This window comes from Pigmentiphaga sp. (assembly GCF_019689535.1).
Classification (GTDB): domain Bacteria; phylum Pseudomonadota; class Gammaproteobacteria; order Burkholderiales; family Burkholderiaceae_B; genus Pigmentiphaga.
The window spans coordinates 1-14,210 of the sequence record NZ_JADGHH010000083.1 but is presented as its reverse complement, the minus strand read 5'-3'; the positions used below and the strand labels follow the sequence as shown (position 1 = coordinate 14,210).

Genomic DNA, 14,210 nt, shown 5'->3' with positions numbered 1-14,210 from the left:
ACCTCAATGTGCTTCGTTTCCAACGATGGCCTCCTTGCGAACGAGGGGGTCAGTTCCTCGTGTCGCTAGGGGGTCAATTTACGGTGTCGCCTGACACCTGGTGAGCCCGTTCATCGATGTCACGCGGATTGAACACGTTCCCCTGGGCATCGCGCTCATCCCACACGGGCATGTATTCCTGCCCACATTCTCGACAGAAGTGCAGGGCGTACAACCGCCGGCTGCGGTCTCCAGGAACGAACTGGCTGCCCTCTAGGGTGAGATAACGCTGCCCAGCCGGCTCAAGGGTTCCATAAACCTTGCTCCCCCCTGAAATGAACTGATGGAGCTTGAAGGCGAACAGACTGCGCCCGCCCTCGGAGGAAGGCTTGTCGGTGGTGCGATAGGCCAGGAGCAGGAAATCGGCGAGCGTCGACCGTGCTGCGCCGAAATCGACTCCTGCGTCTTCGGCCAGGCGCTTGGCCGCGTCGTCCAGCGTCATCGGCTGCGCGCGCCGCCATTTGCCTTCGTCACGGGTCAGGCCGAGCGTGAGTTCGACCCAAACCGCGAGCGGGTGCCGGGCGAGCTCCTCATAACCTGCCGATTCCGGAACCCCCGCTTCGATGGCTTCTGCCAACTGCGGGCGCACATGGTCGATCAACAAGTGCTCCGGAGAGATCCGCTGCAGGGTTTCCGTGATGACGTTGGCAGCCGTCAGACGGGTACCAAACAGGCGGCAGGCCACCTCGGCAACCTTCTGGTTCTTTTCCTGCTCGGTACCTTCAGTGGCCATCGTTGCCGACGTACCGATGCACTGCAGATGCTCCGAAAGGGCTTCACGTACCCGACGCACCAGCAGGGCAACATCAGCCCCCTGCCGCCCCCGATAAGTATGCAGTTCATCCAGGACGAGAAAACGCAACCCTTGGGCATTGCGGATGACGGCCTTGTCCTTGTCATCCTGACGCGTCATGAGCAGTTCCAGCATCATGAAGTTCGTCAGCAGGATGTCCGGAGGATTGGCCGCCATGCGCTGGCGCTCTTCATCACTTTCCTGGCCGGTATAGCGGCCAAAGGTGACCGGCGGCTGGTCGCCGTAATCACCGAGAAACTTGCCAAGCTCCTCAAGCTGGCTGTTGGCCAGCGCGTTCATGGGGTAAATGACAATCGCGCGGGTGCGCGGCGTCGGAGCCGATTGCTTGGCCTTCAGGATGGCATCGACAATGGGAATGAAGTAAGCCAGAGACTTGCCCGAACCGGTTCCGATAGTCAGGACGTAGCTCTCCCCACTCTGGGCGAAAACGATAGCCTCTTCCTGGTGCTTGAATAAATCGAGCGACACTCCGGCGCTGCCATCTGATTTGCCGGCGCGAAATATCCGCCCGCATTCTGGATGCAGCACCCCATCGGCGACCAACGCTTCGACCGACTTTCCTAGCTTGAAGTTGGGATTAACTTGGACAAGGGGGGCTGGCCAGTACCTGCCTGAGGCGTAGGCCTTGTCGACAAAACCCCTTATATCTTCGGCATGGATGCGGGTAAAGCTTCGAGTGAAGGTGGCGTAGTCCTTGATAAGATTTTCTCGAAACTGGAAAACGTCCATGTACCCCCCTATCCGACGTAGACCGATGCCCCCTGAGCGTTCCCCTGAACCCTGCGTCCACATCGACAAAATTGCGGAACCGCCTGCGTACTAAGCCAAGCGTCTTTTGACTGCGTATTTTGATTCATTTGCCACAAGATTGCAGTCATACCGGCGGGGCGACCCCGGAGGCTTGGCTCATCGCGCTTCATGGGTGAAACCTCACGTCTAGAGGGAGCATCAGACTAGACCCGATCGAACGGCCTCAATCAGCAAAGCCGCATCCCGCGCGCTCTCGAGCGTTCGAATCTCACGCACCAGGTTACTGAACGTCCTCCAATGCATTCCCTTGGGTTTCTGCCAGCCATTCCACTCCCCATCAGGGGCCAGTCGCGCTTCGATCTTCCGCTGCTTATCCCAACCCCGCCGCACCGCATTCTTACGCTGGCTGGGATAAGCCAACCCAAGACACCGTCGGCATCCTAATCCGGCCCCCAGGTACAGCTTGCTCACCCTTCGCCCGCATGCTTGGCAGACGAACCAAACCCGCTCTCCACCGAAGCGGCAACCAGTCGCCTGAGTAGCGATCACTGCGTGCACCTTGGATCCGCCGTAAACATACTCGACGCTCTCGCGCATATTGGCGACAAGCCGCCCTGCTCTGCGCAGCTCCCTCACATCCAGGGAATGGAGCGCGGTGGTCAAACGCCTCACGGCCGGCCGGCCCGCGCCCTTCCGGCGCCCCCCACGCATCAGTCAGCCGCTCCTTTGATTTCGAAATTCTTAGGAAAGTTAAGTCCCGCCTCAGCACCTGCATCCAGCATCAGGACTGGCTCGACACCTCTCGGATCCCGAACAGTGCTGCTAAGCGTTCGCCCAGCTTCCCGAAACCCTACAGAGCATTGGGATCGTGCATTTGGCGGCATCGACAATGATGGACGCCGACGATTCGGGGCGTGATCGATGAAGGGCCGGAGCAGTTTGTAGAACACGGTGGGATACCGGAGAGTTAACCTTTCGATGACTCCCCACTCTTCGTCATCGAACCGGCCCTGGTACCACGTCGCGAGCGCCCCTAGCAGTCGCTGGCGCCTGTCGTCGTCATGACGCCCCACCTCGACTCCATCAAACCCGAAGGGCTCTGCCACCCGCTTCCTGAATGACTGCTGCAAGGCCCGCAGTTTGGATGGCCCACCGACCAGGTCGGAACCCACCAACCGGTTTCCGACCAGCGGCAGCACGAGCACATGCATATGCGGCGCGCCCTCATCGAGATGAACGTCCGCGCTCATGATGTTTCCCAAGCCACCAAATCCGTCTGCAACCCATCCCAGACAAGCCGCGAAGTATGGACGTTCCTCACGGAAAGCCCCTTTGGGCAGACTGAAGACGAACTCTATGGCGCGTACCCCGTCTGAACGCTGCCTCCTTAGCCCTGGACCTTTACCCCAACCTGCTATCGCCAGGCGCTGACGGAAGGTCTCCATGACATCGGCGGCACGCGAGGCACCAGCCAGGCAGTAGTTGAGACCGACGAGGTGTGATTGGATGGCCGGATTACTGCGGACATCGAAATCGCGCTTGTTGTGAAACGCCGCGTCACGAAGCTTTTTCTCGCTCTTGATCTTCTGCAGGCGCATGAAGGCAACGGACGTCATTCGGCACCCCCTTCCAGCACGCGCCGAATTTCAGCGACCGGCCAGGCGAGCCGGCCATGAATGCGTCTAGGCTGCAGGGGGCCCCTACCAGACGACGCCCACATCCGCAGGGTTTGCGGCTGCCGGTTCAAATGAAGAGCGGCTTCGCGGGTAGGAAGGACAGCACGAGTTTCGTGCTCGAGAGGAGTAAACGACCGCATGTTGGCGTCTCCCAGAAGGGGGGAGAGCGCCTGCCTTTCTTTGGGACGCACGTGCCCTCCCCAAGTTAATGGGAAAGAGGCACTCCTGCGCCTTGGATCTCGGCCTGTTTAGACCTGTAGAAAAAATACTAGGTTCGTGCGCCGCTTGCAACTGGGTAGCGCTGAGCCCTCGAAAAATGGGTCATCGAGGGGTACACAGGGGGTACACAGCTTAATTTTGGCCGAATCTGCCAGACCCGCGTGAACCTAAGTCCTTGATTTTATTGGTGCCGGTGAAAGGAATCGAACCCTCGACCTTCTCATTACAAGTGAGCTGCTCTACCAACTGAGCTACACCGGCAGAAGGCCGGATTGTAATGGAAAATGCGCGGGCTCGGCCTCGGCCATCAGGCCGCGGCGCTGGCCGCCAGGCGCGCCGGGTCGACAGACCAGGCGCTCCATGACCCGGCGTACAAGGCGGGCTGGATGCCCAAGTCTTGCACGGCGGCGATGAGGTATGCGGCGGCGACGCCTGAGCCGCAGTAGGCGACGGCGGGTGGGGCGTCGGCGTCGAGCAGGCCGAGGCCGCGAGCCAGCTCGAGGCGCCGCTCGCGCGGCAGCAGGCGCCCTTCGGCATCCTGCCATTGCCCGGCCGGGCTGTTGACCGCGCCGGGCAAGTGCGAGGGCTGCACGCCATCGCCCGCATAGTTGGCCGCGGAACGCGCATCGATGAGCCGGAAGGCTTGGGGGTTGGCAGCGATCTCTTCGGTGCCGATGCCCTGCAGGGCGGGCAATGCGGCTGCGCTCTCCGGCTCGGTCTCGGCGACGGCGTCGCCCGCAGCACGCCAGGCCTTCAGGCCACCGTCGAGGATGCGCACCTTGGGCAGCCCCGCCCAGGTCAATACCCACCAGGCGCGGGCAGCCGCCGTGCCGTTTGCCGCGTCATAGACCACAATGCCGGCGTCGCGGTCTATCCCGGCCTGCGCAACCCAGGCCAGCACGGCTTCCCGGGACGGCAGGGGCAGCCGACCTTCAGCGGGGTTGCCGGGCGCCGCATAGTGCACGGGCAACGAGGTTTCCACCGATCCGGGAATCAATCCCGCCGGCGGTTGGGCATGCGCTTCGGCCGCAACGTACACGGGCGTGACGCGACGCTCCGGCGCGGCGAGCGCGACAACCAGTCGCGCGGCAGGGATGAAGGGAGAAGCGACGGTAGAAGCGGCTGCGACAGACATGGGTTGACTCCTTATCGATTGCGATCGCCTTGCAGCAAGTGCGCGCCGGCCTGGCGCGGCATGGCAAGCGTCATGCCCACACTGGCCAGTGCGATCGCGGCCAGCACGGCATAGGTCCATGGATAGGCTTGCCCGGGATTCAAGCTCCCGAGCGAAGCGCTGCCCTTGAGCAGCAGCGCCGCGGCAGCGACGCCGATGGCGACGGTGAGGTTTTGGATGGCGAGAAAGAAGCTCGTGGCGGCGGCGAGCTGCGGGCGTGCCACGTCGGCATAGGCCAAGGTGCCGTACGCGTTCATTTGCAGGGACCTTGCCCAGCCGAACCCCAACAGTGCCATCGCATAAAACGCCAACGCGCCCTGCGGCGGAATGATGCCCGCCAGCGCCAGGCAAGCGGCGGCGAGCACGCCATGCAGGAGCAACCCGTTGCGATATCCCATGCGCCGCAGGATGCGCGCGCTGAAGAATTTCATGGCGAATCCTCCCACGGCAGGCAGGAGCACGACCAGGCCAGCTTCGAGCGGGCTGTAGCCGTCGCGTTGCTGCAGGGTCACGGGCAACAGGAACGGCACGCCGCCCACCGCGATGCGGAAAACCGAACCGCCGGCCATGGCGTCGCGGAAACTGCGCACCCTGAGCAGCGCCAGCGCGAGCACCGGTTCGGCCACGCGGCGCGCATGACGTACGTATACCGCCAGCGTCGCCACCCCGGCCGCGAGCGCGACGAGTGCCCAGTGCAGCGTGCCCCGCCCTTCGGCCAAGGTCACCAGGCCCCATGTCAGGCTGGCAAACCCTGCGCCCGTCAACAGTGCGCCGCGCACGTCGAAGCGTCCGCCCGGCTTGCCCTCGGTGGCCGGCAAGAAGCGCCACACCAACCACAGTGCCCCCAGGCACAGGGGGCCATTGATCCAGAATATCCAGCGCCACCCCACATAGGTGGTCAGCAGGCCGCCCAGGAATGGGCCCACCATAGGCGCGATCATCGCCAGGAGGATGACGAGGGCCATGGCTTCGACGATCTCGTGCTTGGCAGCGGTGCGCAGCACGATCAGGCGCCCGACAGGCGCCATCAAGGCCCCAGCCATGCCCTGGACGAAGCGCAATGCGATCAAGACGGCGGCGTTGGGCGCCAGGCCGCACGCGAGCGAGCTCAGGAGGAAGAGCCAGATCGCGCCGGAAAATACCTTCTTGTCGCCATAGCGGTCGGCCAAGCGGCCGCTGAGCGGAATGAGCAGCGTGAGCCCCAGCAGGTATGCCGTGATGGTCGCGCTCAAGGTGACGGCATCGCTGCCCAGATCGACGGCCATGGCGGGCAGCGCCGAGGCCACGCTAGTGGCATCGAGCTGCTCGACGAAGAAGATGGAGGAAACGATCCACGCCGTGCGGCGCGTGAGCGGCGAAAGACTGGCGGCGCGCGCCTCGCCGGAAGCAACCGTGGACGACATCAGGCAGCCTTAGGCACTGCGGCCAAGCCACGCGCGGAAATGGGATCGTCCGCGCCACCGGCGATCAAGGTCCGCAGCATCTGCTTGACGGCCTGGCGCTGTGCCGGCGTTTCCCATTGGTGCTTGGCAAACTCGCCGGCGACGCGGCCGGGCCGGTCGAACACGAGGATGCGGTCGGCCATGCCCAGGGCTTCTTCGAGCGAGTGCGTAATCTGGAGCACGGTCTGCCCGTGGGCCTTGGCGATGCTCTGGAAATCGCTGCGCAGGGCGGCCGCCGTGACTTCGTCGAGCGCGCCGAAGGCTTCGTCCACGATCATGACCTCGGGCCGCGTGATCAAGGCACGCGCCAATGCCACGCGCTGGCGCATGCCCCCGGACAACTGCTGGGGATGCGCGTGCTCATAGCCCGCGAGCCCGACCTTGCGCAGCATCTCGACGGCGCTGGCCTCGGTCTGGGGCGACCGGCGGCGCAGGATTTCCAACGGCATGAGCACGTTTTCGAGGGCGGTGCGCCACGGCAGCAGGCGGTCAGTCTGGAATACGCAGCCTATGCGCCCGCGTAGCTCGTTGAAGTCCCGGTGGGGATCGACGCCCAATACGCGCACCAGGCCGGCCGTTGCCTGCGCCAGGCCCAGTACCAGGTTGGCAGTGGTCGATTTGCCGCAGCCCGTCCGGCCCACGATGCAGACGTGTTCGCCCGCCTCGACGGAGAAACTCAAGTCTGCGATCGCCGCTTCCTGGTGCCGCTTCGCGAAGCGCTTTTCCACGTGCACGAATTCAATGGCCTTAGACATCGCCGCGTACTCCGTCCTGGCCCCGGTACGACAGGAAATGCCGTTCGAAGCCGCTCAAGACCTGGTTGCTGAGGATCACGAACAACACCAGCACCGCCGTCCAGACAATGGTTTGGTCCATGCGGAACATCTCTTGCGAAACGCGCAGCTGGTGGCCGATGCCCGTCATGCCGCCCAGCAATTCGGCCATGATGGTGACGCGCGTGGCGTTGCCGATATTGATGCGCCATACGGTAAGCAACGATGGCAGGACGGCTGGCCACCACAGGATGCGCACCTTCTGCCAGACCGTGGGCCGCATGGATTGCACGAGGTCTACCCAGTCGCGAGGAATGCCGCGCAAGGCGTCGCGGGCTTGATAGAAGAATGCGGGCAAGGCCGAGGTGACCACCACGAAGGCGATCCGGGTCTCGGTATCCTGGAACCACAGGATCGCGAACAACACCCAGCACAGCGACGGAATGCCCTGCTTGAGTTCGACCAGCGGCACCAGGAAGCGCTCGACGTGCACGTTGCCCGCCACCGCCGCACCCAGCAGTGAAGACGCCAAGAACGACACCAGCAGGTAGGCCCATATGCGGCCGTAGGTGGTGACGATCGAGGACCAGCCCTCGGGCGACGAGAGCTGCTCTCCGGCCGTCTCCCAGATTTGGGCCAGCGAAGGGAAAAACATCGGCGTCGAATGACGCGACGCCCACTCCCAGGCGGCCAGCATGAGTGCAATGGCCAGCGCGCCCTCCCAGGGCACGGAAGCCCAGGGCGCGCCCTGGCGCGCGCGCTGCGGCGCAGGCGCGTTCGAGTGCGCAAGACTACTCATGTGCGGCTTCCACGTCGAAGTTCGAGACCAGGGAATCGAGCTCGGCATCGGTCAGCGGACGTGGCAGCTGGCCGCCTTCGGGCAAGAGCTTCTGCGTAAGCAAGGCCACCGTCTTGATGTGCTTGCGCAGCGGCTCGATGCGCATCAGGTCGCGATAGCGTTCGAGCACGGTTTGCAGGGCCGCGACGTCCACCTGCGCGTCCTTGGCCACCAGGCGGGCAGCTTCCGCGGGGTTGTCGCGGATGAAGGCGGCCGCATCGCGGTTGGCAGCGTAAAAGCGGCGCGCCAGATCCTGGTTGGCCTTCTGGGCAATCCAGTCGTTGGCCACGCCGAAGGTAATGGACGGCACGAAGTCGGTGCCTGCCGCTTTCTGCCACACCGCCTTGTCGAATACCGGCAGCGCATGCAGCGCGCCCTTGCCTTGCGCCACCGCTGCCGCACCCTCGGTAGGGTTCACCAGCAGCGCGTCAATGCGGCCAAGCTGAAGTTCGGCCAGGCCGGCGGCACCCCGCGCGCTCGATGACTTGATCTTCACTTTGCCGAGGTCGACACCGCGGGCCTGCAGGAACCACTTCGACAACGCCCAGCTACCGGTAATGGTGTCTGTCTGCAGCACCTTGCCCTCGAGCTGCTTGGGATCGTTGATGGCTGGGTCGCGCAGGACGATGTCAGACTCGAAATTGAAGATGTTCCACAACAAGGTGAAATTCCCGCCCTGCTGCTTGAAGCGGCTGACCGCGGCGATCGCGGCGCAGAAGCAGACCGGGTCCCTGCCCGTGGCGAAGTCCGTATAGGCAACGTTGGAGGGCTTGGGCGTCACCACAAGTTCGAAGCCGTGCTTGCGATCCAGCCCCGCGCGCTGGATCAGCGCGGGAATCCAGATGCTCTGCGAAGGCGGTGCGAATACCGTAACCGAGAGCTTGGGCAACGGCTCGGCAGCGTGTGCCGCAGGCGCCGATGCAACGGCGAGCCAACCCGCGGCGAATACAGCCGCGGCGCGTTTCAGCAAAACGTTTTTCATCTCTGTCCCTTCAATCCAGGACGGCGCGGTGCAGCAGCCGGTCCTGGCCGGCATAGTTGAAGATGCCTCGATGCTGGACGATGCGGTTGTCCCAGATCAGCGCGGCGCCCGTCTCCCAGCGGTACTCGGTGCAGACTTCGGGCGACTTGATGAACTCGAAAACAATGCCCAGCAGGTGGTCGCTGACCACGCGTGGCACGCCCAGCACACGCTGCGCATAGAGTTCGCAAGCAAAGAGCTGCTTGGCGCCCGTCTCGGGGTGCACGCGCACCAGCGGCACCTCCAGCGGTGGCGTCTCGTAGCGCGCCTGCGCCAACCGCTCGGGATCGGCGTACGACATCGACACGAGCCCCATCTGGTCCGCGTTGTGGATGATGGTCAAGGTCTCGAGGTAGGCCGCGAACTTGGGGTCGAGCAATCGATAGGCCGCGACCGCATTGGAAAACAGCGTGCCCCCGCCATGTTGGGGCGCCTTCAGCGCATAGAGCGCGGTGAACTTCTGCGGACGCTCGCGATACGCCTGGTCGATGTGCCAGATGTAATTGGTCCGCGTTTTCTTGCGGGCGGAGTCGATGGCATTGGTTTCGCCTACGGCGCGCGGCGCCTGGGGATTGCCGGCGAAACGCGGGGTGCCGAAGAGCGAGGCGAAGCGCTCGAAGTCCTCGGGCTCGATGGAACCCGGGGTGAAAGACAGAAACCCGTATTCGAGCAGGCTGCGGTAAAGAAAAGTCCGGACGTCATCCGGGGTGGGCGCGTCGGGCTGGAAGCGAAACCCCTCGACCACTCCCCCGACGACGGGCGAATACGGTTTGATGCGGATGTCGCCGTAGCGCACGTCGCCGTAGCGGTAGAGTTCGGGCTCGAGGATGCGCGGCTGGTGCAGCTCGGTATCCGCGGGCCGGTGCAGGGGCTTGAGCAAGGCGTTCATTGTCAGTCTTCTCACGAAAGAGAAGAGCAGGATAGCGACGCGCCCCGCTTCGGCTAACGAATATTTCCGAGTTTCCTTATGCGTCTATGCAAATCACTTGGGGTAATGGATGCGCTTGCCACCGCGGCAGCGGCGCAATGGAAAAGGAACCCTGGGGTGAACACGGGCTGGCGCCAGGCCCCCGCAAATGAAAACGGGGAGGAGCATCGCTCCTCCCCGCCTGGAAATACGCCAGCGGCCGGCCTTATTTGATGACCGTCAGCTTAGGACGGCCACGATCCGGGCCGGACGGCGTAGGATCGGTGTCCTCGGGCTTGCCTTCGGTGCCCGCACCTTCGCCCCCCGGCACCGCGGACAGCTGCGGACGCCCCGCCCCGCTTTCGGGCGCCGACGGCTCCGAGGCATCGTCGACGACCGGACTGTCAGGCGGCTGCCCCTGGCTGCCTGCCGGGACGCGTGGGCCGGCCTCGAAAGCCATGCCGTGGCCGGTTTCCCGCGCGTAAATGGCCGTGACCGCGTCCACGGGCACGGATATCTGCCTTGCCACCCCGCCGAAGCGCGCCTGGAACTCGATGTATTCGTTGCCCAGCTGTAGCTTGTGCGTAGCCAGGCGCCCGATGTTCAGCACGATTTCGCCGTTCTTGACGTGCTCCCGGGGCACGATGACCCGCTCATCGACCGTGACCGCGATGTGGGGCGTATAGCCGTTGTCGGTGCACCACTCGTGCAGCGCACGGATCAAGTAAGGCTTGGTGGATATTTCGCTCATGGTTACACCCCTGGTGCGGTGCGCCTCGCCGCCCTCGCGGCGCCGGCGGCCGGCCGGTCCGCGGCGGCCCTTGGCGCGCCGCCTGGCATCAGCGACGCATGACCTTTTCGGACGGCGTCAGCGCTTCGATATAAGCCGGGCGCGAAAAGATCCGCTCGGCGTACTTTTGCAGCGGAGCGGCGTTCTTCGGCAGCTCGATGCCGTAGTGGTCGAGGCGCCACAGCAGCGGCGCGATGGCCACGTCGAGCATCGAGAACTCTTCGCCCAGCATGTACTTGTTCTTCAGGAATACCGGCGCCAGCTGCGACAGCCGGTCCCGGATCTGCTGGCGGGCCTGCTCGAGGCTTTTCTCGTCGGCACGGCTTTCGCGGGCCTCCAGCGTCGAGACGTGGGTGAACAGTTCCTTCTCAAAGTTGAACAGGAACAAGCGGGCCCGGGCGCGCATCACCGGATCGGCCGGCATCAGCTGGGGATGCGGAAAACGTTCGTCGATGTACTCGTTGATGATGTTCGACTCGTACAGGACCAGGTCGCGTTCGACCAGGATGGGCACCTGGCCATAGGGGTTCATGACCGCGATGTCCTCGGGCTTGTTGTAGAGGTCCACGTCGCGGATTTCGAAATCCATCCCTTTTTCGAATAGCACGAACCGGCAGCGTTGGGAGAACGGACACGTGGTTCCGGAGTAAAGCACCATCATGGCGGGGTCTCCAGAGAGAGATAAAAACGTTAAAGGGCCAGCCATCCGAACGGATGCTGGCCCCGGAAAGGTAGTTCAAAAAAACTACTTGACGTCCTTCCAGTACACGGCGTTCAGACGCCAAGCGATGACCGTGAAGAATGCCAGGAAAATCAGCACCCACACCCCTAGACGCACGCGCTGCTGCTTGACAGGTTCCGCCATCCACGACATGAATGCGACCAAGTCGGCCACGTCGTTGTCGTACGCGGCGGCCCGGGCCGGATCCTTGGGCGTGAAGCGCGTTTCCACCGTTTCGTGGCCGTGGTACCCGGCCACTGGCTCGTGCTTGACGGTCGCCACGCCATTCACGTCGTAGGTAGTCGTCACGCGTTCCCAACCCTGCCCGCCTTTGTGCATGGCGACCATGGTGAGTTCGCGCGGACCCTGCAGCTCCCATAGGACGTGGGGCATGCCGACGTTCGGAAACACCAGGTTGTTCCAGCCGGTGGGCCGGGTTTCGTCGCGGTAGAACGTACGCAAATAGGTGTAGAGGTAATCGGCGCCGGACGGACCCGCATTGACGGATTTCGCCCTGGCTATGACCGATAGGTCGGGGGGTGCGGCGCCGAACCATTCCTTCGCCTCTTTGGCGTCCATGGCAACGGTCATCATGTCGCCGACTTTACCGCCCGTAAACAGCAGGTTGTCCTTGATCTGTTCGTCGGTCAGGCCGATGTCCCGGAGGCGATTGTACCGCATGGACGAGGCCGAATGACAGTTGAGGCAGTAGTTGACGAACAGCTTGGCCCCATTCTGCAGGGCGGCGAGATCGTTCAGACGGTCGGGCGCCTTCTCCAGGTGGTACCCGCCTTCGGCGGCCTGCACCCCCGTGCAGGCCAGCATCAACATCAGTACACCGAGCAGCTTCTTCATCTTGATATCCGTTAGTCTGTCGGGCCGGCGGGACGCCGCCGGCGCCGTTGGGCATCCTCAGTGGGCAGAAAAGGTCACGCGCTCGGGCACCGGCTTGAACGTACCGAGGCGGCTCCAGAGCGGCATCAGCAGGAAGAAGCCGAGGTACAGGAGCGTGCCGATCTGCGAGATGACGTTGAAAACCTCATTGGGCGGTTGCGTGCCCAGGTAGCCCAGCACCAGGAAGTTAACGATGAATACGCCGTAGATCCACTTGTGCCAGCCCGGCCGATAGCGGATGGACTTGACCGGCGAGCGGTCCAGCCAGGGCAGGAAGAACAGGATGACCACCGCGCCGCCCATGGTGACCACGCCCCAGAACTTGGCGTCCCAGACGCGCAGCAGCACGGCCACGGCCACCAGCACGACCGCCGTGACGATCCGGCCGGTTGCGCCCAGGCCGCTCTTGAAGAGCGCCCAGAGGGCCGCCACCACCGCGAAGAACGCCAGGACCCAGGTGAAATCGTCCGTGCAGGCGCGCAGCATCGAATAGAACGGCGTGAAGTACCAGACCGGGGCGATGTGCGGCGGCGTCTTGAGCGGATCGGCCGGGATGAAGTTGTTGTACTCCAGGAAGTAGCCGCCCATCTCGGGCGCAAAGAACACGATGGCGCTGAAGACCATGAGGAAAATGGCCACGCCGAAGAGGTCATGCACCGAGTAGTAGGGATGGAACGGGATACCGTCGAGCGGCACGCCGTTGGCGTCTTTCTTCTCCTTGATCTCGATGCCGTCGGGGTTGTTCGAGCCGACTTCGTGCAGCGCGATGATGTGGGCAACGACTAGGCCAAGCAGCACCAGCGGCACAGCGATGACGTGGAACGAGAAGAAACGGTTCAGCGTCGCGTCGGACACGACGTAGTCGCCGCGGATCAGGATGGCGAGGTCAGGGCCGATGAAGGGGATGGCCGAGAACAGGTTCACGATGACCTGGGCGCCCCAGTAGGACATTTGGCCCCAGGGCAACAGGTAGCCCATGAAGGCCTCGGCCATCAGGCACAGGAATATGGCGACGCCGAAGATCCAGACCAGCTCGCGGGGCTTGCGGTACGACCCGTAGAACAGCCCCCGCAGCATGTGGAGGTAGACCACGACGAAGAACATCGAGGCGCCGGTGGAGTGCATGTAGCGGATCAGCCACCCCCAGGGCACTTCGCGCATGATGTATTCGACCGACTGGAAGGCGCGTTCGGCGTCGGGCTTGTAGTGCATGACCAGGAAAATCCCGGTCACGATCTGGATGACCAGCACCAATAGCGCCAGCGATCCGAAGAAGTACCAGAAATTGAAGTTCTTCGGCGCGTAATACTCGGACAGATGCGCTTTCCAAGTCGAAGTGAGCGGAAAGCGGGCGTCGATCCAGCCCAGGAGGCCGGTAGTCTCGACATTCTTCTCGCCAGCCATGGCTGCTGCTCCTTTTGCTCGGCGGGTTCAGCGCTGCATGCCTCGCAACGCCTACATTTTTCGATGGCTTGTTGTAACTGGGCGCGGCTCGTGCCTGCGCCGCCGCGATGACTGAAACTCAGGCCTTGTTCTTCTCGTCGACACCGACCAGGATCTTGGTGTCGGAGATGAACTCGTACGGAGGGATCGTCAGGTTGTCCGGCGACGGTTTGTTCTTGAACACCCGGCCGGCCATGTCGAAGGTGGAACCGTGGCAAGGGCAGAGGAAACCGCCGTGCCAATCGGCCGGCAAATTGGGTTGTGGCCCGGTAGCGAAACGGGCGGTAGGCGAGCAGCCGAGGTGCGGGCAGATACCCACCGCGACGAAGTACTCGGGCTTGATCGAACGGTATTCGTTGCGCGCGTATTCCGGGGTGATTTCGTCCGGATTGCGCTCAGACTTGGGATCGGCGAGCTCGCCTTCGACTTCCTTCAGCGAAGCGAGCTGCTCGGGCGTGCGACGGATGATCCAGACCGGCTTGCCGCGCCACTCGACGGTGCGCATCTCCCCGGGCTGCATATCTCCGACTTCGACCTCCACCGGGGCGCCCGCCGCTTTCGCACGCTCGGAAGGCGCGAAAGTGCTGACGAAAGGAACGGCCACGCCGACAGCCGCGACTCCCCCTACGGCACAGGTGGTTCCGACCCAAAATCGGCGGTCGGCGTCTACCACTTTGTCCTCACTCATTTAGGAAACCCTCAAGATTAC

General features: G+C 63.5%; 13 protein-coding genes and 1 tRNA gene. All 14 read right to left on the bottom strand.

Features of this window, described 5'->3' with window-relative positions; translation table 11 throughout:
• Window positions 1–73 precede the first annotated feature (73 nt).
• Complete coding sequence (locus tag IRZ12_RS09140) at window positions 74–1,582, bottom strand: DEAD/DEAH box helicase (RefSeq protein WP_296467558.1); 1,509 nt, start codon at window positions 1,580–1,582, stop codon at window positions 74–76.
• Window positions 1,583–2,313: 731 nt separating this feature from the next.
• Window positions 2,314–3,219, bottom strand: a complete 906-nt coding sequence (locus IRZ12_RS09135) for a plasmid recombination protein (protein WP_296467556.1) — start codon at window positions 3,217–3,219, stop codon at window positions 2,314–2,316.
• A gap of 464 nt (window positions 3,220–3,683) precedes the next feature.
• Window positions 3,684–3,759: transfer RNA gene (locus IRZ12_RS09125), tRNA-Thr, on the bottom strand.
• A 46-nt stretch (window positions 3,760–3,805) separates the two neighbouring features.
• Window positions 3,806–4,633: a sulfurtransferase gene (locus tag IRZ12_RS09120; RefSeq protein ID WP_296467554.1), complete on the bottom strand. Its 828-nt coding sequence runs from the start codon at window positions 4,631–4,633 to the stop codon at window positions 3,806–3,808.
• An 11-nt stretch (window positions 4,634–4,644) separates the two neighbouring features.
• A complete protein-coding gene (locus tag IRZ12_RS09115; protein WP_296467551.1) occupies window positions 4,645–6,075 on the bottom strand; it encodes an MFS transporter in 1,431 nt (476 codons plus the stop codon).
• A complete protein-coding gene (locus IRZ12_RS09110; protein WP_296467547.1) occupies window positions 6,075–6,869 on the bottom strand; it encodes an ABC transporter ATP-binding protein in 795 nt (264 codons plus the stop codon). Before IRZ12_RS09110 ends, IRZ12_RS09115 begins: the two co-directional genes overlap by 1 nt.
• A complete protein-coding gene (locus IRZ12_RS09105) occupies window positions 6,862–7,686 on the bottom strand; it encodes an ABC transporter permease (RefSeq protein ID WP_296467544.1) in 825 nt (274 codons plus the stop codon). The genes IRZ12_RS09110 and IRZ12_RS09105 overlap by 8 nt, the downstream gene beginning before the upstream one ends.
• Window positions 7,679–8,707 carry an ABC transporter substrate-binding protein gene (locus tag IRZ12_RS09100; RefSeq protein WP_296467540.1) on the bottom strand — a complete coding sequence of 343 codons (1,029 nt, stop codon included), beginning with the start codon at window positions 8,705–8,707 and terminating at the stop codon, window positions 7,679–7,681. The genes IRZ12_RS09105 and IRZ12_RS09100 overlap by 8 nt, the downstream gene beginning before the upstream one ends.
• Before the next feature lie 10 nt (window positions 8,708–8,717).
• Window positions 8,718–9,635: a TauD/TfdA family dioxygenase gene (locus tag IRZ12_RS09095; protein WP_296467537.1), complete on the bottom strand. Its 918-nt coding sequence runs from the start codon at window positions 9,633–9,635 to the stop codon at window positions 8,718–8,720.
• A 244-nt stretch (window positions 9,636–9,879) separates the two neighbouring features.
• The gene (locus IRZ12_RS09090; RefSeq protein ID WP_296467534.1) at window positions 9,880–10,404 is read right to left on the bottom strand and encodes a ClpXP protease specificity-enhancing factor; all 525 of its coding nucleotides are present in this window, start codon (window positions 10,402–10,404) and stop codon (window positions 9,880–9,882) included.
• Window positions 10,405–10,492: 88 nt separating this feature from the next.
• Entirely contained in the window at window positions 10,493–11,104 is a 612-nt protein-coding gene (locus tag IRZ12_RS09085) for a glutathione S-transferase N-terminal domain-containing protein (protein ID WP_296467531.1), read from the bottom strand.
• Between the two features lie 84 nt (window positions 11,105–11,188).
• Window positions 11,189–12,019 (bottom strand): cytochrome c1, encoded by an 831-nt coding sequence (locus IRZ12_RS09080; RefSeq protein WP_296467528.1) that lies wholly within the window; start codon window positions 12,017–12,019, stop codon window positions 11,189–11,191.
• A gap of 57 nt (window positions 12,020–12,076) precedes the next feature.
• Complete coding sequence (locus IRZ12_RS09075; protein WP_296467525.1) at window positions 12,077–13,462, bottom strand: cytochrome bc complex cytochrome b subunit; 1,386 nt, start codon at window positions 13,460–13,462, stop codon at window positions 12,077–12,079.
• A 118-nt stretch (window positions 13,463–13,580) separates the two neighbouring features.
• The gene (gene petA, locus IRZ12_RS09070; protein ID WP_296467521.1) at window positions 13,581–14,189 is read right to left on the bottom strand and encodes a ubiquinol-cytochrome c reductase iron-sulfur subunit; all 609 of its coding nucleotides are present in this window, start codon (window positions 14,187–14,189) and stop codon (window positions 13,581–13,583) included.
• Window positions 14,190–14,210: the final 21 nt, after the last annotated feature.

What these genes read in the sequence shown, in the direction of transcription:
- IRZ12_RS09140 (WP_296467558.1), bottom strand. Translation starts at nt 1,582, where the DNA reads ATGGACGTTTTCCAGTTTCGAGAAAATCTTATCAAGGACTACGCCACC.
- IRZ12_RS09135 (WP_296467556.1), bottom strand. Translation starts at nt 3,219, where the DNA reads ATGACGTCCGTTGCCTTCATGCGCCTGCAGAAGATCAAGAGCGAGAAA.
- IRZ12_RS09120 (WP_296467554.1), bottom strand. Translation starts at nt 4,633, where the DNA reads ATGTCTGTCGCAGCCGCTTCTACCGTCGCTTCTCCCTTCATCCCTGCC.
- IRZ12_RS09115 (WP_296467551.1), bottom strand. Translation starts at nt 6,075, where the DNA reads ATGTCGTCCACGGTTGCTTCCGGCGAGGCGCGCGCCGCCAGTCTTTCG.
- IRZ12_RS09110 (WP_296467547.1), bottom strand. Translation starts at nt 6,869, where the DNA reads ATGTCTAAGGCCATTGAATTCGTGCACGTGGAAAAGCGCTTCGCGAAG.
- IRZ12_RS09105 (WP_296467544.1), bottom strand. Translation starts at nt 7,686, where the DNA reads ATGAGTAGTCTTGCGCACTCGAACGCGCCTGCGCCGCAGCGCGCGCGC.
- IRZ12_RS09100 (WP_296467540.1), bottom strand. Translation starts at nt 8,707, where the DNA reads ATGAAAAACGTTTTGCTGAAACGCGCCGCGGCTGTATTCGCCGCGGGT.
- IRZ12_RS09095 (WP_296467537.1), bottom strand. Translation starts at nt 9,635, where the DNA reads ATGAACGCCTTGCTCAAGCCCCTGCACCGGCCCGCGGATACCGAGCTG.
- IRZ12_RS09090 (WP_296467534.1), bottom strand. Translation starts at nt 10,404, where the DNA reads ATGAGCGAAATATCCACCAAGCCTTACTTGATCCGTGCGCTGCACGAG.
- IRZ12_RS09085 (WP_296467531.1), bottom strand. Translation starts at nt 11,104, where the DNA reads ATGATGGTGCTTTACTCCGGAACCACGTGTCCGTTCTCCCAACGCTGC.
- IRZ12_RS09080 (WP_296467528.1), bottom strand. Translation starts at nt 12,019, where the DNA reads ATGAAGAAGCTGCTCGGTGTACTGATGTTGATGCTGGCCTGCACGGGG.
- IRZ12_RS09075 (WP_296467525.1), bottom strand. Translation starts at nt 13,462, where the DNA reads ATGGCTGGCGAGAAGAATGTCGAGACTACCGGCCTCCTGGGCTGGATC.
- petA (WP_296467521.1), bottom strand. Translation starts at nt 14,189, where the DNA reads ATGAGTGAGGACAAAGTGGTAGACGCCGACCGCCGATTTTGGGTCGGA.